The organism is Sphingopyxis sp. H115, from assembly GCF_001468465.1.
Lineage (GTDB): Bacteria > Pseudomonadota > Alphaproteobacteria > Sphingomonadales > Sphingomonadaceae > Sphingopyxis.
Genome location: NZ_LNSA01000003.1, coordinates 1 through 24,981 on the forward strand (window position 1 = coordinate 1; position 24,981 = coordinate 24,981).

General features: G+C 63.0%; 23 protein-coding genes and 1 pseudogene. 10 read left to right on the top strand and 14 right to left on the bottom strand.

Features of this window, described 5'->3' with window-relative positions; translation table 11 throughout:
- Together ATE71_RS02965 and ATE71_RS02970 are read left to right on the top strand one after the other, a co-directional pair.
- A pseudogene (locus tag ATE71_RS02965) lies at window positions 1–443 on the top strand (hypothetical protein); the annotation flags it as partial.
- A gap of 93 nt (window positions 444–536) precedes the next feature.
- Entirely contained in the window at window positions 537–1,319 is a 783-nt protein-coding gene (locus tag ATE71_RS02970) for a hypothetical protein (RefSeq protein WP_063132288.1), read from the top strand.
- Between the two features lie 73 nt (window positions 1,320–1,392).
- Here the strand turns inward: ATE71_RS02970 and ATE71_RS02975 are convergent, their stop codons facing one another.
- Entirely contained in the window at window positions 1,393–3,489 is a 2,097-nt protein-coding gene (locus tag ATE71_RS02975) for a TonB-dependent receptor domain-containing protein (RefSeq protein ID WP_235587883.1), read from the bottom strand.
- 79 nt (window positions 3,490–3,568) lie between these two features.
- Between ATE71_RS02975 and ATE71_RS02980 the strand changes: the two genes are divergently transcribed.
- From ATE71_RS02980 to ATE71_RS03005, 6 genes are all read left to right on the top strand, one after another.
- Complete coding sequence (locus ATE71_RS02980) at window positions 3,569–3,976, top strand: MerC domain-containing protein (protein WP_058801973.1); 408 nt, start codon at window positions 3,569–3,571, stop codon at window positions 3,974–3,976.
- A 537-nt stretch (window positions 3,977–4,513) separates the two neighbouring features.
- On the top strand, window positions 4,514–4,939 hold the full coding sequence (locus tag ATE71_RS02985; RefSeq protein ID WP_235587885.1) for a curli assembly protein CsgF: 426 nt from the start codon (window positions 4,514–4,516) through the stop codon (window positions 4,937–4,939).
- Window positions 4,940–4,998: 59 nt separating this feature from the next.
- Window positions 4,999–5,907, top strand: coding sequence for a CsgG/HfaB family protein (locus ATE71_RS02990; RefSeq protein ID WP_235587886.1), 909 nt, complete (start codon window positions 4,999–5,001; stop codon window positions 5,905–5,907).
- A gap of 187 nt (window positions 5,908–6,094) precedes the next feature.
- Window positions 6,095–7,672: a beta strand repeat-containing protein gene (locus tag ATE71_RS02995; protein ID WP_058801974.1), complete on the top strand. Its 1,578-nt coding sequence runs from the start codon at window positions 6,095–6,097 to the stop codon at window positions 7,670–7,672.
- A gap of 133 nt (window positions 7,673–7,805) precedes the next feature.
- Window positions 7,806–8,435: a hypothetical protein gene (locus tag ATE71_RS03000; protein ID WP_058801975.1), complete on the top strand. Its 630-nt coding sequence runs from the start codon at window positions 7,806–7,808 to the stop codon at window positions 8,433–8,435.
- A 16-nt stretch (window positions 8,436–8,451) separates the two neighbouring features.
- The gene (locus ATE71_RS03005; RefSeq protein ID WP_058801976.1) at window positions 8,452–9,024 is read left to right on the top strand and encodes a hypothetical protein; all 573 of its coding nucleotides are present in this window, start codon (window positions 8,452–8,454) and stop codon (window positions 9,022–9,024) included.
- A 175-nt stretch (window positions 9,025–9,199) separates the two neighbouring features.
- Here the strand turns inward: ATE71_RS03005 and ATE71_RS03010 are convergent, their stop codons facing one another.
- Genes ATE71_RS03010 through ATE71_RS03020 form a run of 3 tightly spaced genes read right to left on the bottom strand, consistent with a single transcriptional unit; the run spans window position 9,200 to window position 13,832 of the window.
- Complete coding sequence (locus tag ATE71_RS03010; RefSeq protein WP_058801977.1) at window positions 9,200–10,120, bottom strand: tyrosine-protein phosphatase; 921 nt, start codon at window positions 10,118–10,120, stop codon at window positions 9,200–9,202.
- 41 nt (window positions 10,121–10,161) lie between these two features.
- Window positions 10,162–11,178 (bottom strand): 5'/3'-nucleotidase SurE, encoded by a 1,017-nt coding sequence (locus tag ATE71_RS03015; RefSeq protein ID WP_058801978.1) that lies wholly within the window; start codon window positions 11,176–11,178, stop codon window positions 10,162–10,164.
- Window positions 11,179–11,195: 17 nt separating this feature from the next.
- Window positions 11,196–13,832, bottom strand: coding sequence for a TonB-dependent receptor (locus ATE71_RS03020; protein ID WP_058801979.1), 2,637 nt, complete (start codon window positions 13,830–13,832; stop codon window positions 11,196–11,198).
- Between the two features lie 334 nt (window positions 13,833–14,166).
- Here ATE71_RS03020 and ATE71_RS03025 point away from each other — a divergent pair, with 334 nt between their 5' ends.
- Both ATE71_RS03025 and ATE71_RS03030 read left to right on the top strand, forming a co-directional pair.
- Window positions 14,167–15,213, top strand: a complete 1,047-nt coding sequence (locus tag ATE71_RS03025) for a TetR/AcrR family transcriptional regulator (protein ID WP_058801980.1) — start codon at window positions 14,167–14,169, stop codon at window positions 15,211–15,213.
- A gap of 393 nt (window positions 15,214–15,606) precedes the next feature.
- On the top strand, window positions 15,607–16,701 hold the full coding sequence (locus ATE71_RS03030; RefSeq protein WP_058801981.1) for a membrane dipeptidase: 1,095 nt from the start codon (window positions 15,607–15,609) through the stop codon (window positions 16,699–16,701).
- Between the two features lie 81 nt (window positions 16,702–16,782).
- Here the strand turns inward: ATE71_RS03030 and ATE71_RS03035 are convergent, their stop codons facing one another.
- From ATE71_RS03035 to ATE71_RS03075, 10 genes are all read right to left on the bottom strand, one after another.
- On the bottom strand, window positions 16,783–19,689 hold the full coding sequence (locus ATE71_RS03035) for a TonB-dependent receptor domain-containing protein (RefSeq protein WP_235587887.1): 2,907 nt from the start codon (window positions 19,687–19,689) through the stop codon (window positions 16,783–16,785).
- Window positions 19,690–20,211: 522 nt separating this feature from the next.
- The gene (locus ATE71_RS03040) at window positions 20,212–20,598 is read right to left on the bottom strand and encodes a hypothetical protein (protein ID WP_058801982.1); all 387 of its coding nucleotides are present in this window, start codon (window positions 20,596–20,598) and stop codon (window positions 20,212–20,214) included.
- Window positions 20,595–20,726: a hypothetical protein gene (locus ATE71_RS23005; RefSeq protein WP_268801404.1), complete on the bottom strand. Its 132-nt coding sequence runs from the start codon at window positions 20,724–20,726 to the stop codon at window positions 20,595–20,597. Before ATE71_RS23005 ends, ATE71_RS03040 begins: the two co-directional genes overlap by 4 nt.
- On the bottom strand, window positions 20,723–21,142 hold the full coding sequence (locus tag ATE71_RS03045; protein WP_152998620.1) for a hypothetical protein: 420 nt from the start codon (window positions 21,140–21,142) through the stop codon (window positions 20,723–20,725). The genes ATE71_RS23005 and ATE71_RS03045 overlap by 4 nt, the downstream gene beginning before the upstream one ends.
- On the bottom strand, window positions 21,132–21,881 hold the full coding sequence (locus tag ATE71_RS03050) for a hypothetical protein (protein WP_058801984.1): 750 nt from the start codon (window positions 21,879–21,881) through the stop codon (window positions 21,132–21,134). Before ATE71_RS03050 ends, ATE71_RS03045 begins: the two co-directional genes overlap by 11 nt.
- The gene (locus ATE71_RS03055; RefSeq protein WP_058801985.1) at window positions 21,874–23,094 is read right to left on the bottom strand and encodes a hypothetical protein; all 1,221 of its coding nucleotides are present in this window, start codon (window positions 23,092–23,094) and stop codon (window positions 21,874–21,876) included. Before ATE71_RS03055 ends, ATE71_RS03050 begins: the two co-directional genes overlap by 8 nt.
- Before the next feature lie 6 nt (window positions 23,095–23,100).
- A complete protein-coding gene (locus ATE71_RS03060; RefSeq protein ID WP_152998622.1) occupies window positions 23,101–23,520 on the bottom strand; it encodes a hypothetical protein in 420 nt (139 codons plus the stop codon).
- Window positions 23,504–23,764: a hypothetical protein gene (locus tag ATE71_RS03065; protein ID WP_058801987.1), complete on the bottom strand. Its 261-nt coding sequence runs from the start codon at window positions 23,762–23,764 to the stop codon at window positions 23,504–23,506. Before ATE71_RS03065 ends, ATE71_RS03060 begins: the two co-directional genes overlap by 17 nt.
- A 56-nt stretch (window positions 23,765–23,820) precedes the next feature.
- Entirely contained in the window at window positions 23,821–24,081 is a 261-nt protein-coding gene (locus tag ATE71_RS03070) for a hypothetical protein (RefSeq protein WP_058801988.1), read from the bottom strand.
- Between the two features lie 490 nt (window positions 24,082–24,571).
- Complete coding sequence (locus ATE71_RS03075) at window positions 24,572–24,967, bottom strand: hypothetical protein (protein ID WP_058801989.1); 396 nt, start codon at window positions 24,965–24,967, stop codon at window positions 24,572–24,574.
- Between the last annotated feature and the right edge of the window lie 14 nt (window positions 24,968–24,981).

The following is a 24,981-nucleotide window of genomic DNA, read 5'->3' on the forward strand; positions in this document are numbered from 1 at the left end:
AGATTCCGCCGCCGAGCGCGGCACCGCCGCCCCCGCCCACCGCAACACGGCCCCCGAGCGGGCGCGTCTACGGCCCGCCGAATATCGGCGGCAGCCGCTCGTCATCCTTTGCCGATTCGGAACGGGTGGGAACGGCACCGAACGGCGAGGCACTTTATGCGGCGCGCTGGTACCGCGAACCGAGCGATGACGAGCTGCGCGGCTATCTGTCGACCGCGAGCGGGCCCGGCTGGGGGCTGATCGCCTGCCGCACCGTGTCCGATTACCGCGTCGAGGATTGCGTCGCGCTCGATGAATATCCGAACGGGTCGCAGATCAACCGCGCGGTGCTGGCGGCCGCTTGGCAGTTCAGGGTGCGCCCGCCGCGCATCGGCGGCAAATCGCAGGTCGGCGCGTGGGTGCGCATTCGCATCGATTACGACATCCACCGCGGGCGCGGCTAGGCCTGGCCCAGCCGGCTACGGTGCCGGCGTACCCCATGGATGGCGGCGATTTTCGCCTTGGATCGGACGAAATGATATCATATATCATTTGCGATGCCGCCGAGTACCGACCTCCGCCCGCCCGCTTCCGGGCTCTTCCGCGAAATCGAAAGAATCCACGGCGATCGCCCGTGGGGAGCGTTCCTTGACGCCGGGACCGGCACCCATTCGATCGACTGGGTCGGATCGCTCGCGACCGAGCGCTGGACCGCGGTGAGCGGCGCCGAAGCCCATGCCGCGCAAACGGCCGACGCGATTGCCGCAAAGCGCCGCGCGACCGACCGGATCGTCGTCGGCAACTGGGCCGATCCGTCGTTGCTCGCGGGCGAGCGGTACGACACTGTTCTCGCCGACTATCTGCTCGGCGCGATCGACGGCTTTGCTCCCTATTTCCAACACCGGCTTTTCACGCGGCTGCGGCCGCTGGTCGGACGGCGGCTCTATGTCGTCGGGCTCGAGCCCTATGTCGTTGGCGAACCCGACAATGCGGAAGGGCGGATCGTCTGGGAGATCGGGCGGTTTCGCGACGCCTGCCTCCTGCTTGCCGGCGAACAGCCCTATCGTGAATATCCTTCGCAATGGGCGGTCGATCACCTCGAGGCGTCGGGATACCGCGTCATTGCCGCCAAGCGTTACGCAAACCGCTACAAAGAGCGTTTCGTGAACAGCCAGATCGACATGTGCGCCCCGCGGCTCGCCAAGATCGCCGATCGGGACCTCGCCAAGATGCTCGCCGCGCGCGGCGAGGCGCTGCGCGCCGAAGCGCTGGCGCTTGTCGCCAGCGCGAACGGGCTGCGCCACGGCTTTGACTATATATTGGCCGCCGAACCCGTCTGACCGGGCCGAGCTATAATCGGCGGAAGGAGGGGCGCGGGACTGAACGCCCCTCCTTCCGACCGCCCCCTTTGGCCTAGAAGCTGGTCCGCAGTCCGAAGACGAAATTGCGCCCGCGTAGCGGCGACGCATTTTTGATGAACGACGCGTGGTTATAGGCGAGCTCGTTGGTCAGATTGGTCGCGCGCACGAACAATTCGGCGTCGGCCTTTGGCCCGAGCTCCATCTTGTAGGCGAGCGTCGCGTTGAGCATGTCGTAACCCTGCGTCCGCGTCTCGAACGCTGCGATCCGATCCTGTTCGAAGACATGATAATATTCGACGTCGCCCGACAATGCCCCCCAGCGCCCGTCGGCGCGCGCGCCGAGCCGGCCGGCGGGAATGCGGGGCAGATTGCCGAGGCCGTCCTTGAACTTCGCGCGGACATAATCGCCGAACAGCGACACGCCGACATCGCCGAAATCATGCCGCACTTCGCCATCGACCCCGGTGAAGGTCGCGTCGGCCGCCTCGTAGCGGATGAGACGAAAGTCCTCGAACTGGTCAAGCGTGTTGGCGAAGATATAGTCGTCGAACGACTGATGATAGGCGCCGATGGTGAAGGTCGTCGCCCCTTTCGTCTTGCGGAAGGTCAGGTCGACCGACCTGCCCGTCTCCTTGCCGAGCGTCGCGGTGCCGAGCTCATAGGTGTTGGTCGCGAGGTGGATACCGCGCGCATAAAGCTCCTGCACATTCGGCGCGCGCTGCGAGCGCGCGAGCGACAGCGCGAGCGAATAGTCGCCGCCGATGTCCCAGACCGCCGCGCCCGAGATCGAGAAGGGCTTGTGGCTGACCTCGCGGTTCAGCGTCGTCTCGATCTTCTGCCATTCCTGCCGCGCCGCGAGCTCGAAGCGGATCGGGCCGGCCGTCAGCGTTTCCATCAGGAACAGCGCGGTGCTCCGCGTATCGCTTTCGGGCAGGAAGGCTTCTTCGCCAAGCGCGCTGAACTGGCTTTCCGAATGCTGGACCCCGAAGGCGCCGCGCAGCGGGCCGATCGGCTTGTGCGCCAGTTCGAAGCGCAGCTCGTGCGCCTTGTTCTTGAACGTCGTTGCGACCTCGTCATGCTCGATCTCGTCATGTTCGTAGTCGGTGAACGACAGGCGAAAACGGACCTTGTCGAACCCCGGCAGCGGATCTTCATATTCGCTGCGGATATCGAAACGCTCGCTGCGCAGTTTCACGAAGGGCACCTCTTCATGCTCATGATCGTGATCATGGTCATGGTCGTGATCCTCGTCGTCATGGCCGTGGCCGCCGCAGTGCAGGCTGCTGCCGTGTGGGTGGCAGTCCTCATATTCATGGGCGTGACCCGGCAGGCCATATTCGCTGCGCTGGCGCGTATAGGCGACCCCCAGATAGCCGCCGCTGCCGACCCACGAGCCGCCAACGGTGAAGGTCGATGTGTCGTTGTACGACCCGTCGACATGGCGTTCGCCGAACCCTTTGGGCACGCGGTAATCGTTCGACGAGCGGTGGACGCCCTCAACGCGGAGCGCCAGACCCTGCCCGCCGATGGTGATCCCGCCGACCAGCGAGCGTTCGTCGTCGGCGGTGCCGAGGCGGCCCTCGACCGTGCCCGCGATGCCGCCGTCGGGGATCGACGTCGGGACTTTCTCGTCGAGCAGGTTGATCGCGCCGCCGATTGCGCTGCCGCCATAGAGCAGCGCCGACGGGCCGCGCAGCACCTCAATCCCGCGCAGCAGCAGCGGCTCGGTCGTCACCGCATGGTCGGGCGAGATCGCCGACGCGTCGTGGATGCTGGCGCCATCGGACAGCGCCTGGACGCGCGGCGCGGTCTGCCCGCGAATGACCGGCCGGCTCGCGCCGCCGCCGAAATTGTCGAAGTTGATCCCCGGCTGCCCGGCAAGCGTATCGCCGAGCGTCGCCTGACGGCGATGGATGAGTTCTTCGCCAGATAGTGTGATCACCGGCGTCGCCGTCTCGTCGGCGCGCAGGCCAAGGACATTGGCCGACACGACGATCTCGGGATCGGCGGTGCTGCCGGCCTGCATAAAGCCCGTGTGCGACGTGGCCGCCGGATTGGCGGGCACCGGCGGCACCGATTCGGCCGCAAAGGCGACATGCGGAACCGCCGCCGGAACCGCGGCGGACAGGAGGAGAGCTCGAAACTTCACAAAAACCCCTTTCTTCTTTGGACGCCGGCCCTATATGAGATGTTATCTCATCTCACAACCCTGACAGGGCTTTTCTTTCATGTGCGTTCTACTCTCGCGTCCCTCGCGGTGCCTGTCGACGACCGACCTGGTGGAGGGCGCGGCGGTTTCCGCGTCGCTCCTATGCCTCGTCCACTGCCTCGCCCTTCCCTTGCTGCTGCTCGCCCTGCCGATGATCGCCGGGGCCTTCTTCGAATCGGAGATGTTCCACATTGTGGCCGCCGCGCTCGTCGTTCCCGCGGCCGGCCTCGCCTTCGTTCTCGGCTATCGCCGGCATCGCGCCCTGTTCCCGGCCTTGCTGGGATCGACCGGGGTCGCCTGTATCGTCGGCGCGCTATTCCCTGTCCTCGCCGAGCCTGCAGCGGCAGCGGTCACAGCGATCGGCAGCCTGCTGCTGATCGCCGGCCATGTCGTCAACTGGCGACTGCGCCGGGCCATCGCCCGATAAAGGCAGGCTGCCCACCCGCCTGGTACAAGCGGGACGACTGATCCGTAGGAGCGCGCGAAATCATATCGTCATTTGCGCGCCGAACGTCCATTGCCAGATTTCAAGTCAACCCAAAATAATATGGGGTTGCGAGGCGGCGATGCACCAGCGAGCCTTGGAACGGCCTTTTCCTTTTGCATACACGCCGCTTGGGTCGAAAGCGCAAGCAGAAGTGAAAAAGGTAAGTCTTTACATAAACTTTCGCAAACGCCCCGAAGAAAACCAGATTGCACTCCGATTCGATGAATCTTGCGTAAATATATCTTATGTTAACTGATATCTTTACGAAACCTAAGTGCAACATTTTCGTCTCATATCTGTCGCCAAGACGAGATTTATCGGAAAACATGGGGAACCCGTATTATTTTGAGACAGGTTCATTTTTTCCGAGTCGCGGGGTTTCCATTCCCACTTAACTGAATATTAACTCCGACCGGGTCGCGAATCCCCACCCGTTCGGGTTGGGGTGTCATTGCAGCATTCTGCCTGGGGGGGCATGTGACTCGCTACGTCCGATATTTTGCTGCTGCCGCGGCAGGCCTGATTTTTGCGCCGATCGCTTGCGCGCAGGACCTGGTGCATGAGCCCATCAGCCCGACCTTCGGCGGCAACCCGTTCAATTCGAACCATATCCTCGGAACCGCGACGGCGCAGAATGATTACCGCGATCCGCGCGCGACCAGTTCGTCGTCGCAAGCCGACATTTTTGCGCGCCAGCTCCAGTCGCGGCTGCTCTCGTCGCTTTCATCGCAGATCGTCGACGCGATCTTCGGCGACAACCCGCAGGAAAGCGGCACGATCAGCTTCGGCGGTCAGACCATCGAATTTTTCCGTTCGCTTGATTCGGTGACGCTCACGATCCGGAACGACGATACCGGCGAGGAAACGAAGATCGTCGTGCCGCTCTTCGTCGAGGTGCAATGATGCACGGTGCCCTGAAAATTGCGGTTGCCCTTTTGTGCGCGTCGTCGCTCGCGGGTTGCATGACCGTCGGCAAAAGCGGTCGCGATACCTTCGCCCCGAGTACCAGCCTCGCCTATTTCCCGAAAAAGACGCAGACGCAGCTCCTGCTCAACGACTTGCCGAAGCCGCAGCGGCAGGTTGCGGTCGCGGTCTATGGCTTCACCGACCAAACGGGCCAGTTCAAGCCGACCGAGGCAGGACAAACGCTGTCGCGCGCGGTGACGCAGGGCGCGAATTCGATCCTCGTCAAGGCATTGCAGGATGCGGGCAGCCGCTCGTGGTTCACGATTGTCGAGCGCGAACGGCTCGATAACCTGCTGAAGGAACGGCAGATCATTACCGAGATGCGCAAGCGCTATCTCGGCGAGGAGGAGCCTGATCGCAAGGCGCTGCCGGCCCTGCTGTTCGCGGGCGTCCTGCTCGAGGGCGGGATCGTCGGTTATGACTCCAATACCGTGACCGGCGGCGCGGGCGCCGCGTTTCTGGGCATCGGCGCGCGCACCGAATATCGGCAAGATACGGTTACGGTTTATCTGCGTGCGGTCTCTGTACGGACCGGCGAAGTGCTGACGACGGTGACGGCGTCCAAGACGATTGCGTCGCAGGCGCTGGGCGCGAGCGCCTATCGTTTCGTCGCCTTCAAGGAATTGCTCGAGGCCGAATGGGGCATCACCAGCAACGAGCCCGATCAAGTCGCCCTTCAGCAGGCGATCGAAAAGGCTGTCTATGCGTTGGTGATGGAAGGGGTCGAACTCGACCTCTGGAAATTCCAAGATATGAACCTCGCAGGGCCGCTGCGCGATTATTATCGCCGCGAACGCGACGGGATATACGAAGCACGCGACGTGCAGGAGGCCGTCGAAAAGGCGGGCTCGCTGTCGGCGCTTCGGATTGTCGAGGACCAGCAGCAGGAAAAGGAGGGTTCCTGACCGAATATATTGGGGGCGGGTGAATATCTCCAGGCCGGTCCCGAAAAATAAGTCGTTGGAGAAAGGGCACGCAAAGAAGCGGCAACTTCGATGCGTGCAAATATTAGGCTGCGATAACCTGAAAACGCTCGGCGTCTCCTGCGCCGTGGCGCGTTCGTTATCGCCTTTTTGAAAAGGTGATGCAATCATGAAAAGCGTATATCTTACCGCCGTCTCGGCCGTCGCGCTTGCGATTTCGGCCCCGGCTTTCGCACAGATCCAATCGTCGACCGTCGACCAAACCGGCCTCGGCAACGATGCCACGGTGAGCCAGCTCGGCTCGAACAGCAGCGACCTCGACCAGACGGGCAACGACAACATTGCGACTGTCACGCAGGACGGTGCCAATGAATCGACGATCACGCAGGACGCACTCGGCGCCGGCGCTTTCGTCACCCAGACCGGCTCGGGCAACGCATCGACGATCGATCAGGACGACGCGTCGACCAACAATTCGATCAACCTCCCCGAAGATCCCGAAGCGACGGTTGTGCAGAACGGCACCGATAACGCCTCGAACGTTACGCAGGCGTCTGTCGCTCCGAGCTTCAACCTCGTTGGCAACGCCACCCAGACCGGCTATCTCAACGATTCGAACATCGAGCAATATGCGAACGGTCCGGGCTTCACCGGCTCGATCCGCACCAACGTCACGCAGACCGAGGCGGCGATTTCGGACGTGATCCAGTCGGCGACGGGCGACAATGCGAAAAATCTGTTCGCGACGGTCAACCAGAGCGCGTCGACCTCGATCGTCAACCAGACCGCGACGGGCGTCCAGGCGGCCGGCGCAACGGCGGTCGTCAACCAGGAAGCCGGTTCGATGTCGACGATCGACCAGACGATCGACGCCAACAACGCTGGCAACCTCTACGCCAACGTTCGTCAGGACAATGGCGCGATCTCGACCGTCGAACAAAATGCCCTGGGCGACGGATCGAACAATGCCGATGCCAACGTCATCCAGGATGGGGCGAGCAGCTCGTCGATCACGCAGACCTTCGAAAATGTCGGCGCGAACACCTTTGCGGCAACCGTGACCCAGGCCGGCGATGCTCACTCGTCGATCATCACGCAGGATGACAAGGCGCCGCTCACCCAGGCCGACGCCAACCTCTTTGCGACCGTCGTCCAGACCGGCGAAGGCAACAGCTCGACGATCGATCAGGACAACAAGGGTGCGACCGCAACCGTCACCCAGGCTGGCCTGAACAATGAGTCGTCGGTAATCCAGGATGGCGCCGGCCTCACCGCCGATGTCTTCCAGGCGAACGAGAATAACGACTCGTTCGTGACGCAGGTCGGGGCGCTCAACTCGAGCGTCGATGTCGAACAGCTCGGCGAAGGCGGCACCTCGACGGTCAATCAGGTGCAGAATGCCCGCAACGATACGGCGATCGTACGCCAGCTCGCCGGCTCGATCGGAAACGTGTCGACGATCAACCAATATGGCGCGGTACCGAGCGCACCGGCGCTCAATCTCGCCACGGTCGAACAGGGCGGTGAAAGCAATGAATCGCTGCTGACGCAGGCCGGCCTCGATAACGTCGCTTTCGTCGGCCAATATGGCATCGACAACGAAAGCGTCGTCAACCAGACCGGTCTCGATGGCGGCAACAGCGCCACCGTCAACCAGTATTCGGACGGCAACTATTCGAACGTGATGCAGAATGGCGCCGGCAACGTCGCCGTCGTGACCCAGGGCTCGGCGCCTTCGGCCAACTAAGCGGTTTGAAGGGGTGAACTGCACCACCCCTTCTACTCCCGGCGGGCCGGTACTCTCCTGAGGGAACCGGCCCGTTTCGGATGTATACCGACGCCAGGACCGCGCATTGGCGCGGCGAAGAAAGGAAGATCGGATGCCGATCGTCAGACTATCGCTCAAGGCCCTGCTGGCGTTGTTTGCCATTCCTTCGGTGGCCGTGGCAGAGCCGGTACCAGCGCCCGCAGCCCCCGAATCCGCGAGCGAAAGCGGCGCCTATATCGCCCAGATCGGCGCGGGCAACGAAGCGTCGATCGAGCAGGCCGAACCGGGTGCCCGCGCGTCGATCGCCCAGGAGGGTAACGGCAATCGCGCGACGATCGTCCAGAAGGGAAGCGGCGGACATCGCGCCGAGGTAGGCCAGGCCGGTACCGATCATGTCGCCGAGATCGCGCAGGACGGCAGCGGGGAGAATTTGCTCGCGATCCTTCAGGCCGGTGGTCAAAATCATGCCGAAATCCGCCAATATAATGAGGGTGGCCCCACCAATTCGGCGATCGCAAGCCAACAAGGCCGGAATAACGTCCTGGCACTTGTCCAGGACGGCAGCGACAATCAGGCGCATCTCGTGCAAAATGGCGACGGCAATGCTATGACCGCTGCGCAATCCGGAAATTTGAACCGGCTGGATTGGACCCAAAATGGCAGCGGCCTGTCCGATCTGCATATCGAGCAACAAGGCGGCGCAACGATCCAGCTCATCCAGAGCAACGGTCCCGGTAACTAGACGCAAGGAGGTTCGATTGGCGACGCTGTTGTTGACGATATTGCTCTTCGCCGAACCGGCGTCGACCGCCATTGACCAGCTCGGCGCCGACGATCGCGGCGAACCGATCGAACAGGTCGCGAAAGGCGGCAACTCCGCCTTTGTCGAAGATGGGCCGGCGCCTGAAAAGCCTGGCGGCGAGGTTCTCCAGCTATCGGCGGCCGACAATGAGGTTTCACTGGGCCGGGTCGAAGGTATCGATCGTTGCAGCGCAGAGCTGCTTTCCGCCAACGACAAAGCCTATTGCAACCGGCGTATCGAGACAAGATCGGCCGAGTTCCGATCCGATCTCGCCGCGCCGCTCAGCCTCGAGCAGAAGCTGGTCGGCGAACGCCTCTTGCCGCTTCGCGGGATCGAGAAGGCCGCGCGCACCAGCGATGCGTCCGCCGAGGACAGCGACGTCCAGGCGCTCGCATCGATCGCGCTGACGCCGCCCGCCGCCACGCCGCCGAATGATCCGGCCGCGACCGCGCCGGGCAATCTTTCGACGGAAACGCAAGCGCTCCTCGACGCCATCGTCGCCAGGCTTGGCGGCCCAGGCAGCAACTGATTGGCGCGGTCCGACCTTGGGGGGTCGGCGCCACCGTCGGCGAAACAGCAAGCCGATCATCGAACGAACTCGGCCAAGAATACCGCCCCGGGATGACGCGCGGAGTCGGCGCTCGCGAGCCGCCCCATTTGAGGCGGCTCGCTCCGTAGGAACCCAAGCTTGTCAGGCGCCTATGTCAGACCGTAGCGGGTTCGAGCAAATGGGCTCGAATGGCCTTCTTCATTGCCGGCGTAACGCCAAGCTGTTTCTCGATGAAGGCATCGACCGACCCATATTTCTTCGCAAGCGCGTCGAGCGCGGCCTCGATATAGACGGGGTCCGACGCAAGCAGCGGTTCGACCGTTTCCCAAGGCAGTTTGGCAAGGCCGGCATAAGCCGGGTTCATTGCGGCGCTTTCGGTCATTTCCTTGCGATAGTCGACGACATCGTCCGACAGGGCATAGTCGGCGACGACCGCTTCGCGCGGAACGCCGAGCAGCGTCAGCAGCAGGGCGGCGCCGGTGCCCGCGCGGTCCTTGCCCGCCGAGCAGTTGAAGGCAAGCGGCGTCTTGCCCGCGGCGAGCAGGTGGAACATCTCGCGATAAGCTTCGGCCTGTTCCTCGGGCAGGACGCGGTAAAAGGCCGTCATCGTCGCGCGCGACTTTTCGGCGCCCGCATCGGGGCCCATCAGCACGCCCATCAGGTTGCCGCTGTCCATGCGATAGTCGCGCGTCCAATATTCGATATCGCTATTGGCTGCGGCATAGCGGTTCGGTTCGGCCTCGCGCTCGTCATTGGCACGAAAATCGCAAAAGGCGCGGATCCCGAGCTTGTCGAGCGTCTTATAGTCGTTCGCGGTCAAGTTCGCCGGCGTGCCCGAACGAAAGACGGTGCGCCATTTCACCTGCTGGCCGTCGGCCGTTCGGTAACCTCCCAGATCGCGGAAATTCCGCCCGCCTTCGAGATCGAGGACGCGGCGATCGTCCTTTAGCGTTGCCGCATTCCATTCGGCGACCGTTGCCGCAGACGTCCTTTCGGTGGTCTGCATATCGGCGGGCGCCTGCTGGCAGGCGGGCAGCATCAAAAGCGCTGCAAGCGGCAGGAACATCTTTTGCATGAAACTATCCTTGGATCGAAATGGAACGGGATACAGCGTCATCATGGGCGTCGTTCAGCCTTCGCCGCCGCGAGCGACGCCAGCAGATCGCCGACCCACGCGCCCGACGCGGGCTGCGCTTCATAACCTGCCTGCATCGGGCTCACCGCGATAGCGCTGCGATAGACGATCGACTCGTCGTCGGACTGGCCTTCGGTGGGCGGAGTCTGATTGAAATCGAAGGAAAGCCCTGGCAGCGAAGGCAGTTCGGCGCCGTGGCGCTTGGCCATCTCGACCATCGTCGGCGACGCCGACGCCGCCATATTTTCGACGAAGCCCAGCTTATAGGCGTTATAGGAGCCGATCCGCGTCGCGCGCCAGCGAGCGCCGTCCAGCTTATCGGGGAAATTGACGTTGAGCGCGAGGTTGGCGGGCAAGAGCGCCCCGCCCTTCGCGCGCGTGCCCAATGTCGTCACGAGATCGACCGAAAGGCGCGCCACCTCCTCCGATTGCGGGTCGGCGAGCGCCCTGTCGCCGGTGCTGCCGGCACCCGCGCTGAGAGCGATGGCCGGGATACCGCGCACCGCGGCATATTGGGCGTTGCTGACCGTCCCCGAACTCAGGATGATCGCACCGACATTCTGGCCTTCGTTGGGGCCCGACAGCACAAGGTCTGGCGCCTTGCCCCAGCGACGCGCGGCTTCGACATCGAGCCCGTAGAGCAGCGCCATCACTGGCGTTCCCGACACGTAGAAAAAGTCGCCGCGCGGCAGGTCGGGCCGCGTCATCGGCCCGGCGCCGGGCGCGCCGGTCCCCGCAGCATCGTTGAGGCAAGGCTCGGCGAGCGGCGCAAGCGGTCGGGCGATGTGGAGCGCCGCCCCCATGCCGCTCTGGTTGGTGCAGGGAACCGACACGATGACATCGTGCCCATCGGCTTTCAGCGCGCGGTAAAGCGCAACGACGTTGCTGGTGAGTCCGTCGTCGTTGGTCAGCACGATGGTGTGCGCCGCGGCGGGCGCCGCGTGGCAAGCGGCGAGCGCTATGGTCGCGGCGGCAGTGCGAAGCAGCAAGGATCGCATGGCAGAAGCCTCCCTTCTTAGAAGTTGAAACGCAGCCCGAACAGGTAACGCGAGCCGATCTGTTCGACCTCGGTCGGGAAGGCAGTCGATCCCGAATAGGCGAGGTAGACTTCGTCGGTCAGGTTGGCGAGGTCGGCAAAGACGGTCAGATTGTCGTTGACCGCATAGCGGAGCGAAATGTCCAGATTTTCATATCCCTTGCGATATTCGCCGCTGCCAAGCCCGCCGAGCGTGTCGAGCCAGTCGGAGCGCCACTGATAGCTGACGCGCGCCGAGAAGCCGTATTTTTCATAGAAGAGCGACGCGTTGGCGATCGTATCGGAGAGCCCCTGGAAGGCGATGCCGCGCTGCGCCGCATTGCCGCCGGCGGCGGGAATGTCGAACTCGCCGTCGAGCAAGGTCAGATTGCCCTGGAATCCCAGTCCGTCGAAGGGCGACGGCAGGAAATCGAACTGGTTCTGGAAATTGAACTCGACACCATAGAGCTTGCCATTTTCGCCGTTGAAGGTCGAGCTGAGGAGGTAGTTCGAGCGATCGACGCCGCCCGAATTGAACACGTCCGATCCGACCGGCTGCTGACTTTGATAGAAGACATTATCGACCCAGCGATAAAAGCCGGCGACCGACAAAATGCCATTGCCGGGGAGGTAATATTCGACGCTGGCGTCGAGCCCCCACGTATATTCGGGCTTCAGCCCTGGATTGCCGCCGCCGATTTCGCCGGGCGTCGTCGTGTCGTTGATCGACGCCCCGACGCGGATCGCGCCATAGGCGGGGCGCGACACGCCGCGCTGGCCCGCAAGGCGCAGCACCAGGTCGTCGCCCGCTTCGTAGCGCATGTTCAGGCTGGGAAAGAAATCGGTATAATCGCGTTCGACGGCCAGGGCCGTCAGCGTGCCGTCGATGTTGGCGGTCCCCGAGTTGTCGAGCTTGTAATGCTCGATGCGAACGCCGCCATTGATCGTCAGCGCGTCGCGTTCGATCTGCGCGATCGCGTAGCCGGCGAGGGTCTTTTCCTTCTGGTCGTAAAGATCGGTGGCGGGGATGCTCGCGGCCGGATCGAAAAGGCCCGCGCCCTCCAGCGTCTCGAGCAGCGCATCGATATCGGCGCGCATCCGGCGGTTGTCGACATAGTTCAGCGTCACGCCGAGCGGGAATTGCGTATCCCACGGGGTGCCCGTGACATAGGAGTTGACGTCGAAAGGTTGACCGACCGCCGATCCCAGCGCGCCGAGAAAGGCCAGGTTGGCGAAGGAGAAATTATTCCCGGCCACCTTGCGGTCGGCATAATAGAGCCCGCCCTTCAGCGTCAGTCCGCTGTCGAACGCCTTCGCGAGGTCGAGCTTGGCGGTATAGGCGTCGGCTTCTGTCTCCTGTCGCGCGTCGATCATATAGGTGCCACCGACGCTCAAAATGCCCTGGTCGAAATTGGTCAGCGCCGGCCCGCGCTCGAGCACGCCGGCGTTGTCGACGGTGGAGTAGAGGGTGACGACGGGAAAGCGCGGGTCGCTGTTGTCATAGGTCAGCGACGGCGATGCCAGCCCGCTGGTGCTCGACTGGACGAGCGGCAGATAGGTGCTGTTATCGGTCTTGGTATAGTTGAGGCGAAAATTGGCGGTCAGCCCGTCGTCGCCTTCATAATCGCCGCCGAGCGTCGCGATATAGTTGCGGTTGCGATATTCGCCATAGTTGAAGCTGCCACGCAGCGGCACGCCGACGAGGTCGCCGCTGTCGATCGATCGCGTGCCGCTCGCGGCCCGGTTCAGCTGGAACTCGTACTGGTTGCGCTGTTCGTCGTCGTTGAATTCGGTGAAGATGGCCTTTGCGAACAGGCGCAGTTCGGGCGAGGCGGCAACTTCGATGCCGCCAAACAGACCATTGTTCCAGCGTTCGATCTGATATTGCCGGATGTCGAATTCGGTAGGACCGTTCGCGTCATAGGCACCGACCTCGCGATTGTCGGTGAGCTGCTTGCGGCGGTAATGCGATCCGCCGAGCACGACGCCGATGACGTCGTTCGACCAGCTCGCGCGCAGCGATCCCTGGCGCTGTTCGCCCCCGCCCTGGTCCATGAAGCCGTAACCGAGGTCGCCCGTGATGTGAAAGCCGCGCCCGGCGTCGAGCGGCGAATAGGTCTTGAGGTCGATCGTCGCGACGATCGCGTCCGCCTGCAGGTCGGCGGTCAGCGACTTGTTCACCGTCATCTGCGACAGGAGGACCGCCGGAACGGCGTCGAAGCGGAAGGCGCGGCTGTCGCCGCCTTCGTCGACGCCGGTGAGCGGAATGCCGTCGATGCTGACCGAGGTCCAGCGGTTGGGTGCGCCGCGCACCTGGATATAGCGTTCCTGCCCCTGATCGCGCTGCACCGCCACTGCGGGCAGGCGCGACAGCGCGGCGGCGCTGTTCTGGTCGGGGAAGCGCCCCACCGAATCGGCGGCGGCGATGTCGGCCAGGTTGACCGCATCGCGCTTCGCATCGATCGACGCCTCCTGCGATTGGCGGATCGAACCGGTGACGACAATTTCATCGGCATATTCGCTGTTTGGTGCCATATCGGCCTGCTGCGCGGCGCCGGGCGTCGCCAGGATTGCGGAAGCGAGCGTCGATCCGGCAAGCAGGAAACAGCGCGCAGTCTTGGGAGAGTTGACGAACATTCTGAGCTACCCCTTTTCTTGAAGTTGGCGGCCAGCTAGAACGCTTGTATGTAGCTTTTGTGACCGACCCCCACGCTTCAATTACCCCGAAACATTCAGCCCAACACTCTTCCACCTTACCCGACGAGAGCAGCGCGCCATGACACCGAGCGACCCAAATCCGTCACAAAAATTGCGAACATCTGTCACTAATAGCACAGATGAACGCCTGATCCGCGCCCTTGCCGCGCTATGGGAACGACTTGATAAGAGCGAGATATCGGTTCGCACGATCGCGGCAGAGGCCGATGCATCGCCCTCCGCAATCGACTATCATTTTGGAGGATTAGAACAGTTGTTTGAGGCGGCGCAAAACGCCGCGATCGGCGAAGCGCGGCGATGGATGGACGCGAAGCTGGTCGAAATCGGAGACGCCAACGCAAATGATTGGCCGCTCGCCGCCCGTGCCGGCCTGCTCGCCTCGATCATCGACGAGTGGACCGCGGCGCAGCGCCCGCTGGCTCTTGCATGGCGCGAGGCGCAAGCGGCCGGAGCGGCGCCCACGCACCGAACCGACGCGCATCGGCGCTGGGCAGAATTGTGGCGCGAGTTCATCACCGGCCTAAGCACGCAGACCGGGCTCGATCGGTGGAACGAACTCCTGCTTCTGTTTTTCGATGGCGAGGCCGGGCAGCATCTCGTCCGCTGGCGGCGACCGCTCGACCGCGCCCTTCTCGACGAGACGATTTTCGCGCTGTTCGATTTCCTCATCAACGGCAACAATGTGCCGTCTTCCGCTGTGCGCGACTCCTACCAGCACGCCGCCGACGCCGAATATGCCGTATCGCGCCCAATCCTGAACACGGCGACGCCGTTCGACGATGCTGCGGCATCGCTCCTCGCCGACGAAGGGCTTTCCGCCCTGACCTTTCGCGCCGTCGCGAAGCGTGCCGGCGCAACGCTGGGCACAGTCGCCTATCAATTCGGATCGAAGGCGGAAATGGCGCAGCGCGCGGTTCGCCGCCTTTACGAGATGAGCGTCGAATATCCGGGCGCGGATCTGGCAACGTCGCTCCCGGCTTCGCCCGCACAGCTCCTCGACGAGGTTATCGAAGCGGTCGTCACGGGAAATTCGCCGGTACTGCGAGCCTTCGACGAAATATCGCTCCACCTGGCGCGCGGCGACGGCAATCCTGCTTTTCGCGCGGTCACCCGAAGTTTCCGGGACCCCATCGGCGTGGCGGTCGTCGGCCGGTTGCTGCAAATCGACGCTGCCACCACATCGTTAGCCGCAGCATTTTCGTCAATCATCCGCGGTTACGGACACCACTGCCATTCGCTTTCCGCCGACGAAGGCCGGGGGCTTGGGCGGCGCGCCTTGAATGCCTTTGTTCCGTGCTGACCGCGGGAATCTGCAATCGCAATATATAGTGACTGGAGATTAGATCGGCAGACGACCCGACGGTCGAGGCGGGGCGATTTCGGCCAGTCGCCTTTGCGGCGGCTTCGCCGGCTCCGGAAGCGGGCAGACGTCGGCCCCGCGCATTGCCGCCACCAAATAAGCCGGCAGCCCGCATGAAGCGGGCAAAATTTTTTTCCCGTGGCCGAGCGGGTTCGAACGCAAAGTTCAATCGACACCGATACAGACATGCCATGTCGGAACGCGGCACCGCAAAAAATGCCTCCCGCTCTCCACGATTTCCCAAATCCTCTGGTGTTTCGTCTCCCTGTATCACTACAGACAGGATGATATGCCCACAGGATTAGACACATGATTTCACCACGCCATTCGACGATGAGCCGCAGATCGTTTCTTGCCGCAGGTGCGGCGTTGATGCTCGGGAGCGAAGAGGGCGCGGCGGCCGCAGGGAAGCGTCGGCTTGCCATGGACGGCCTGAGCTTCCTGCCCGACGATCTCGCCGAGCTTCGCGCGGCAGGCCTTGGCGGCATGATCTGCGACATTTCGGAAGTCGAGGAGGTCCGCGACGCGGACGATGTTCCCCGCTATTTGCGGACCTATGAAAAATGCAGCGCGGCGCTCGATACGGTGGTAACGCGACTCGCGAACCAGCGCGAAGCGTTTGTCGCGTTGAAGGGTTCGGACATCGGGTCGCGCCCCGGCTGCGCGACCTTCCTGCAATTCCAGTCGTGCGAGCCCGTCGGCACCGACCTGACGCGGATCGCCGATTTTCATCGCCGCGGCCTACGCGTCCTGCAATTTACCCATCACAACGACAACCTCTTCGCCGGCGGTGCGCTCGAGCGCGAATGGAGCGGACTGACGCCGCTCGGCATCGAGGGGCTGGCCGAGATGAACCGCTCCGGAATCGTGCCCGACGTTTCGCACGGGTCCGAACCGACGATGCTGGAGGCGGCACGGCGCAGCACCACGCCGATCCTGCTGTCGCACGGCGCGTGCAAGGCGATCGTCGACCATCCCCGCTGCGCCTCCGACGCCGTGATCCGCGCGATCGCCGACAAGGGCGGCATGATGGGCATTTTCATGATGAGTTTCTGGCTGACGCGCGATGCCGTTCCGACGGTCGATCATTTGATCGCGCAAATCCGCCATGTCGCGAATGTCGGGGGCGTCGATGCGGTAGGGATTTCGAACGACTTTCCGATGGCGGGCCAGACCAACCTCGTTGCACTGAACAACGACAATGCTGCGGGTGTGCAAGAATATCTGCCCTGGTGGCACGCGATGCGCGACCAGCGAATCGCTGGCTTCGACTGGACGCCCGAGCATGTGGTGATCCCCGCGCTCAACAATATCGGTCGCATGGCGACGATCGCCGCGGCGCTCGACAAGGCAGGGTTTGCGCCCCGCGAGGTCGACAAGGTCATGGGCGGAAACTGGCAGCGTGTGCTTACCGACGTACTGGGCTGAGACAAAAGAAAAGGGGCGGCCCCGCGAGGAGCCGCCCCTTTTCTTTTCTGCGGCCCCCGGCGAACCGGGGGCCCATGGTCTTTAGAAGCGGAAGTCCACACCGGCGTAGAACAGACGGCCGTAAAGGTCGTAAGTCGTTGCCGACGTCTGGGCGCCCGGGAAGGTCACAGGGTTCGTGTCACCGAACACCGGCGGCTTCTTGTCGAACACATTGTCGATGCCGAGGTAGAATTCATACTTCTTGCTGTCGTCAATACCGAAGCGCAGCTGGGCATCGTGGTACCAATAGGCACCGGTGCTGATGCGGTTCGGATCGGTCAGATCGTCGACGACCGACGACAGATAGTTCACGCGCCAGTTGAGCGAGACATTATCCCAGCCAACGGTGGCCGAAACATTGACCTTGTCACGGAAACCCGTGCCGAGACGGCCGCAGCTATAGCAGTCAAGCTGGCCGACTTCCTTCTGCGTCGGACCGCCCGGATAGGAGGTCTGCTGCTGTTTCAGAAGATGCGTCCAGAAGGCGGACAGGTCGAACCGGCCCGCTTCGCCGAAGGTCGTGCTGTACTTGACCTGCGTGTCGATGCCCGAAACGAGGAACGAACCGGTGTTCAGGTTGAACGCATCGACCTGCGTGACCCGGCCGGTCGCGTCGCGGGTGATATTGTCGCAGAACAGCGCGTCTCCATTGCCGGTCATGCACTCGTTAAGCGAGGTCTGCTGGCCGATGATGCCGATCGCGTTCTTCAGCTTGATCCGGTAATAGTCGACCGTCAGGCTGAGCCCCCGGGCGAAGCGCGGCTGGAACACCGCACCGAGCGTCAGGGTCTTCGCGGTTTCCTCTTCGAGGTTGGGGTTGCCGCCAAGGAAGCCGTTGATCGTCTGGATCTGCGCCGTCGAATAGACGAAGCCGCCACCGTTCGCTGCGGCCGCGATGGCCGGGATTGCGAGACAGGCTGCCGACAGGCTGCCCGCCGGAACGGTGATCGGCGCGCCGTCGCCTTCACCTTCGCGCTGGTCGCACGGGTCGACAATCGCGGGGAAGGTTTCGCTCTGGGCCGAGAAGAGCTCCGAGATGTTCGGCGCGCGGGTCGCTTCCGAATAGATACCGCGGAAACGGATATCCGGAATCGGCGCCCATTCACCGCCGGCCTTCCAGCTCCACACGCCGCCGACCGTCGAATAGTCGGAATAGCGCACAGCGCCTTCGAGGCCGAGATAGTGGAAGAAGGGACGATCCGACAGGACCGGCGCGACGACTTCGAGGAAGCCTTCCTTCACATTATACTTGCCGCGGGTGTCGGTCAGCAGGTTGCCGAGCGTCTGGCCGAGGTTTGTCGCGTCGTCGAAATCTTCGCTGCTCTTTTCGCGCCGATATTCGAAACCGGTCGCAAAGCTCAGCGCGCCGCCCGGAAGTTCGAACACTTCGCCCGACACCGACGCAGAGAAGACGTCCTGCTTCACCTTGGCACGATATTCCGACAGCTGGCCGCCACGGGTCACATAGTCGGCGGCTGCGGCCGAAACCGTGTTGAAGCCGAAGATGTCGATCGGCGCGCATGCCGCGTCATCGTTGTTCGGATCGGCGTCGGCGTTGATGCTGCAGACGGGGCCGTTCGGGCCCGCGACGGCGTTCAGCGCGTTGACATATTGCGGACCAAAGATCGTGCCCGAACGGGTGTAGTCCTTGGTTTCGCCATGGCCGTAATAGACCTCATAGTTGAGGCTGTCGGCAAAGCTGCCGCGCAGGCCGGCGACGGCGCGCCAGGTTTCGCGGTCGTTTTTGTTGCTGCGGTCGAAGATGTCGTTCGAACGGCGGCGGAACGGTAGGTCGGTCGTGCTGATATCGTTGTCGGGATCGGCATCGTTGTTGAGGATCGGTGCCATCGTCGTGACATAGTCACGGATCGCCTGAGGCACGAAGGGGTTGCTGAGCGGAATGCCCGCATAGGGCGTACCGTCGGCGTTAACGAGGTCGGTGTTGGCAACCGCCTGCGGCTCGAGGCTCGAACGCGACTTACTCTTGGCATAGCTGCCTTCGAAAAACAGCGTGGCATTGTCCGACAGTTCGTAGCTTGCGAGGCCGGTCAAGAGATAGCGCTCGACCGGAACGCCGAGGTAGCGGTCCTGGTTGCGGTTGTACCCGTCGATGTTGGCGCCTTCGTAAGGCTTCAGGGTGTTGCCCGGGCCATAAGTGAAGGTGCCGGCGCCCGGTGCGAACGCGCCGCTGGGGCTGAACAGACCCTGCGAAGCGAACGAGCTGCGGTTCGGGTTGTCATTCGCAGAGAAATCGCGATTGCGCGAACGCAGGCCGTTATCGCGATCGTAGCTGCCGTTGACGACGATATGGCCGCGGCCATCGGCGAACGCCGTACCGGCGGTCAGGCTTGCGAGATAACGACCCGAGTCGCCTTCGTCGCTGATCGTGCCCTGACCATGGAAGCGGATGCCTTCGAACTTGTCGTCGAGGATGAAGTTGACGACGCCCGCGATCGCTTCCGAACCATAGACGGCCGACGCGCCGCCGGTCACGACCTGGACGTCCTTGATCAGGTCGGTCGGGATGGTGTTGAGGTCGACGACCGAAGTGCCCGGCAGACCGGCCACAAAACGGCGGCCGTTGACGAGGACGAGGGTGCGTGCCGAACCGAGGTTGCGCAGGTTGACGGTCGCGATCCCGTTGCCCGTGGTCGAGAAGTTCGTCGAATTGCGGCTGATGTTCTGGCCGACCGACGGCAGTTCGTTCAGCACGTCCTGAATGTTCGCCGCACCGGTCTGCTGGATCTGCTCCTGGCTGACGACCGAAACGGGAACCGACGAGGTAAGGTCGGCGCGCGCGATACGCGAACCGGTGACGACGATCGTGTCTTCGCTGGCCTCATCGGCGGGGGTCGCATCCTGCGCGTGCGCGGGGACAGCAAGCATCGCCGCGCTGAGCGCAAAGGGGGCGGCCGTCAATTTCAAAAAGGAGAGAATGTCTTTTTTCACAGTGCAGTTTCCTCGCTGCTTGGATGGCAGAAACAACGAGGACGGCACTTAGGAGGGACTGCAACCTAGCGCCGCCCCCGGATGGCCGCGATGCGCGCGCGGCAGCGTTCGGTAAAGGGAATTTGATCTGACTGAGCATTTTTTACAACTTTGTGACACGTTTGCAACAGCGAGGCCATCCTGCTGCTGGCGAAGCCAAGCAAGGCTCAGCAAGCCGCACGTCCGGCTTTCGTGCCGAACCTTGTTCCTGAAACTGGCCGGTAGGAGACCGACCGCTTTTACCAGTGGATTGAAGATAGCCGACATTCGGCACGTCGCAGCGACGACGCGAATCGACCGAAATAGGTCGACACCCCAAGGCGTCAGACGCTAGCTCAGCTTCGACGCTGCCTGCCGGTTGGGCAAACTTCGAGCGTCGCGCGTACGCCAAGCCATCCTTTCTGAAACCAGCGGGAAGTTCAATGACCCCAAGCGGGCCGTCGGCTGCGTCCAAGCGATGCAAGGTGTTAAGGGCCCGACGGGCTATGGATTTGGCCACTCGTTCTCAAAGCGCCAGCCAAGGAATGTCTTGATATCGGAAATCGCATCGGCGGCTCGGCCGCTAACGATCCGCTCTTCGTCACGAAGCGAAACCTCGAGGATATGTTGGATCCTTGCCTGACGATCGAGTTTGCCCAAGACCCGCGCCAGATGTCCGAATGCGGTGCACGCGTTGCCGCGCACCCACGCATCGGCGTGAAGCGCAAGGTCAAGGCAGATACGCTCGACGTCCACATTGTCCGGCGGGTCCATAGAGAGCGCGATCGGCAGCACCCGCAAATCGCGGATCGGGCCGTGGGCAAGAATGTCGTCGATGGCGTCCGGTGTGAGTTCACGGTCGATCATCTGTCCGGGTTCCTCATAGATCATGGCGACTCGTCCCCGAGTGGTGCGAAACGGAACCGGCCGATGGTGTCGAGCAGACGTTCGACCTTGCCGATCACCGCCGCGCGGTCGCGGCTTTCGAAGGAAAGACGTTTCTGCCCGTGGACACTCACGGCCCCTCCATCGGCTCGCCGGTCAGCCCGCTGCTCGCGGAGCCGTCACCGCAACCTTGGCCACCATCGCACACGCTGTAACCTTCGCAGATCGCCGTCACCCGCGCTCGCAACCGTTCGGGCAGGCTTTCGCCTTGCGGCATGTCGCGTCGATCGAAGATCACGCGCCGCATTCCGGGTTCGACGGTTTCCCAACCCTCTCGCAATTGCTGCGCGGCGCCGGCGGTCCCAGCGGATGCTTCGTCGACGGCCTCGGCATATTTGAGATCGAGCAGCAACGCCTCGATCCGCCGCAATCCATAGCGCAGCTTGCCCAGCGAAGTCAGAAAAGCGTCGATGCGCTCGCCCGCCAGATCGGCGGCGGCATGGTGCCTCCGCCCCGCCGCGCCCAATCGAAGCGGGAGGCTATTTTTCATAGATGTAGGTCGCCCGGCAAACCCACGCCCGATCGTCGCTTTCGCCCGTCTGACGGCACTCTCGCCTGCCGCGATCGACCACCGTCCCGCCTTCGGCCGCGGCGCGCCGATCGGCTCGCAGGTTCAGGTAATTGGCCGCCACGAATTCGGTGCTGCCGAATCCGTCGGCGTCGAACGAAAATCGGCTGGCGGCGACTGGTTCGGGCACATAGGGCTCGTCGCTGTCCTGTCCGTGAGGGACCAGATATTTGGCCGACACCCAGCCGGTCAGGCATGGCCCCTCATAGGGGCGGACGCTTCCGACATTTTCTTCGGCGCGGCAGCTATCGTCGGTCGGCAGATAGCCATTCGCCTGATAAACAATGCCGATCCAGCTGCCGTCGCTGTTCTGGTCGCAGATATAGACCGGCGCATCGTCCTTCAGCTTGTCGATGCGCTTGGCTTCGACCGTCGGCCCCTCGCGCACCGCGAGGAAATCGTCGGCGCCGCCGGGGAGGTTGGCGACCGATCCGACACCGCGGCACGCATCGGCATGGGGACCGCCGGTGCCGACGCGAACGGGGCGCCGCAGCGAAGCGGCTTCTACGCCCGCGGGAGTGGCGTCGTTCTTTTCGGTCGCCACCTCGATCGGTGCGGGCTCCTCGCGCGCCGGGGCCGCACTTTGCTGCCCCAACAAATACATGACCGCACCGACAAGCAGTACGATCACCGCGACCAATCCCCCCACCATCTTATTCATGACCCGTTCCTGTCGCCGTTTGCTCAACCTCCACAATCTTTCGATGCGCCCTTAGATTGGCGGCGTTCATTGCCTGCCACGCATCGGCAACCCCGGTCAGCGGCGTGCGAAGCGTCACCGTGTCGATGCGCCCATTTTCCAACCGCATCGCGAAGCTCGCGGTCACGAACGCAGCCTCTGGGTCAAGCATCAGCCGCATGTCCTCGGCCGTCGGCAACATCGCGGCATGGATGCGATAGCTGTCAAAGCTGGTATAAAAGGCGGGCGCATTTTCAGGCAGCGAGTGAAAGCGGACGGGCGAGCCCAGCGCGCGGCGCGATCCGTCGGCCATTTCGATGGCCAGCGTCGCGGCATCGCTGTCGATCAGAATGTCGAACATATAGGTTTGAAAATGAAGGCGCGGACGCTGGGCATAGCGCCCCACCTGCGCGGGCATTCCTGTCTTGTCGGCAAGCTCGCGCACCTGTTTCGTCGTCGCCGCATCGAGCTCGTCCGCTTTCTGGCGCAGCATTTCGATGCTGAACGCCCATTGGCCGATATCGTTCGCGAGCGGCCGTCCGTCTTCGCCTTTCACCGCCTCGTTGATCGCGGCGATATGGGCAATCCCGCTCACCGAATGCCCATCGAGCATGGGGCCACGATCGTTCGCCGGACGCCAGCGCTTCGGGGCGAACGCCGCACCTTTGGAATATAGGTCGCCAACCTTGTTCCAAGCGAGGCCACGCACAAATCCCCACTTGTCCGCTACCAGTTCGACACCGGGCAGCGCAGGGCCGGACAGCTGTGCGCAAAAGCGGTTATCGCTCCGCTGACGCGCGCATAGATGTTCGAGCGCGGGACGATAAAACTGCCCCTTGCACTTGGCGATGTTGGGCAGATGCTCGGCCGCCCTACGCTCCAGCATCGCCAGCCGACGGCGCTCCTCGGCCTGCGCCGAATCTTCCTTGTGCGTGCGTTGCAAGGCGTCGCGGCGTCGGGCGATCTCTTCCGGCACACCCTCGAACGAATAGGCGATCACGCAGACTTCGTGGTTCCAGTTGGCGTCGGCGAACGCGGGTCGCTTCGCCGCCGACGCCGCCTGTTCGGCGGCAGACATGCTGCCGCCCCAGGGAGAGGGAATGAGCGGAAGGGTGGGCTGGGCATAGGCCGGCCCCACAATCGTCACGAAGGCCGCAGCCACCGCAAGATATATGTTCGCCAGGCGCATCGTCATGATCCTTCAGGGATAGCCCGATCCATAATAGGCCGGGTGCGGAATGCAGGGACGGCCGTCGAGCGTCGCGTCATAGGTATAGGTGCCCGTCAGCGAAGGCGGGCGGCCGTCCGAATACCAGGTTGCGTTGAAGCCGCGCCCGCCATTGGCCCATTGGGGACAGCGATAGGCGGAGGAATAGCGGCGCTCATAGCCGCCGCGCCGGTAGCGGGGACGGTAGTCCTCATCATTCTCCAGCCGCCGGATCGCCGCGCGCTTGCGCTCGAGGCAGACGCTGTCGTGCCCGACGAAGCGCCCGTCGCGATAGATCGAGCATTGCTCATAATCGCCATCGGAAAGCGATTGAGCCGCGGCGGCGGCGGGCAAGAAAAACAACGCCAGCGCCACCCCGACGCCAATGCCGCCCGCCTCAGTCGAGATAGACATCGACATAGCAACTGTGAATGACGCGCGTCCCATCGCGCCTCGTCCGGACGTCTCGCGTCTTGCACTCGCCGCAGGTGCCAACGCTCCTGAAGCGCTTGCCGTGAACGCTTCGGGCATTGCGTTCGGCCGCGGCGCAGGCTTTTTCGACCGTATCGCCCTGCCCCCCGCTCTTCCTCACCTCTGCCTGGGCCGGACTGGAAGCCATGGCGATGCCCAGCACCGCGGCGACAAACGCCATTTTCATGGTATTTCCTTTCCTTCAATGCGAACTCGCCGATCAATAATCGTGATCGAAGACTGTCAGCGCCGCGGCTCGTAATAGATGTTGACCGAGCAAAGGTAGCGGCCCTCGCGGCGGTTCCGCTCGGTGCAGTCGCCGCACTTGCCGAAGCCCAGAACCTTCACGTCGCTATAGACGCGCAGCCCGCTGGCGGTGGCGCGGTAACAGGCCTGTTCGTGCGTATCGCCATAGCCGTGGACCTTCTTCACCTCTTCGGCAGCAATCGCCTGCGCCGCGAACGCAGCGCCGAGCGCGCCGACGGAAAACAAAATGCGCTTCATCGCAATTCTCCTTTCATGACGGATGATTTCGGCCTCGCAGCGTCACGAGGTTCGTTACCTCGGAGCAGCGCTGCCTTTCGGACGATCGGGTCGGTCGGGCGTGCGGTTGTAGGAAATGACCGTACAGACATGCTTGTATTTTGAGCCCTTGCTGAACGCCGCTTGTCCGCAGTTGCACGAACTATAAGCCTGATGGTGTCGGGGGCTGTCCGCATAGCTCAGGGCAACGCGCCGGGCGGTCGTACAGGCATCGCCCTGCGTTTCGCCATAGCCGCGACCCTTGGTTTGATAGACGCTGCCTTCTTTCGCGAGAGCGCCCCCCGAAAACGTCAACGCACAAAGTGCCGCGGCACCCCATATTGCCTTCGTCATGCCGGCTTCCTTTCCATCCGTTTGAACGCGACCAGTTTGAACACGCTAAATGAGAATCCCATGGCTTGCCTGGCGGCACGGTCTGCAAGCGCACCCCTCACCCCGCCACGGGCCAACCCTATCGGCCACCCGGGCGCCATCCGGTCATGACATGCTCGTATAGAGATTTGGTCGTTTGATAGCGGTAGAGCTTCTCGGCATGCGCCTTGTCCCCCTTCTCTACGCAACGCTTTTCATATACCCTGTCGGCGGCGGGGTATTTGCCCTCGACATAGCGGAGCAGGCTGGCCTCGATCTCGCTGCGAGTGGACAAGTCCATTGCCTTCGCTGCGGGAAACAAGGCGGAGTGGTAAAAAACCACCCGGCTACCGCCATTCTTTCCGCCCTTGGAATAATAATTGGCGACGTGACAATGATAATAGCTGACGCCGCTCTGCGCCGCAGCGGTCGCGGCAGGGCCGACGAGCGTTGCCGGCATCGCGGCAATGGCAAAAATACGAGTGATCGGCTTCATGACAAATCGCTCCC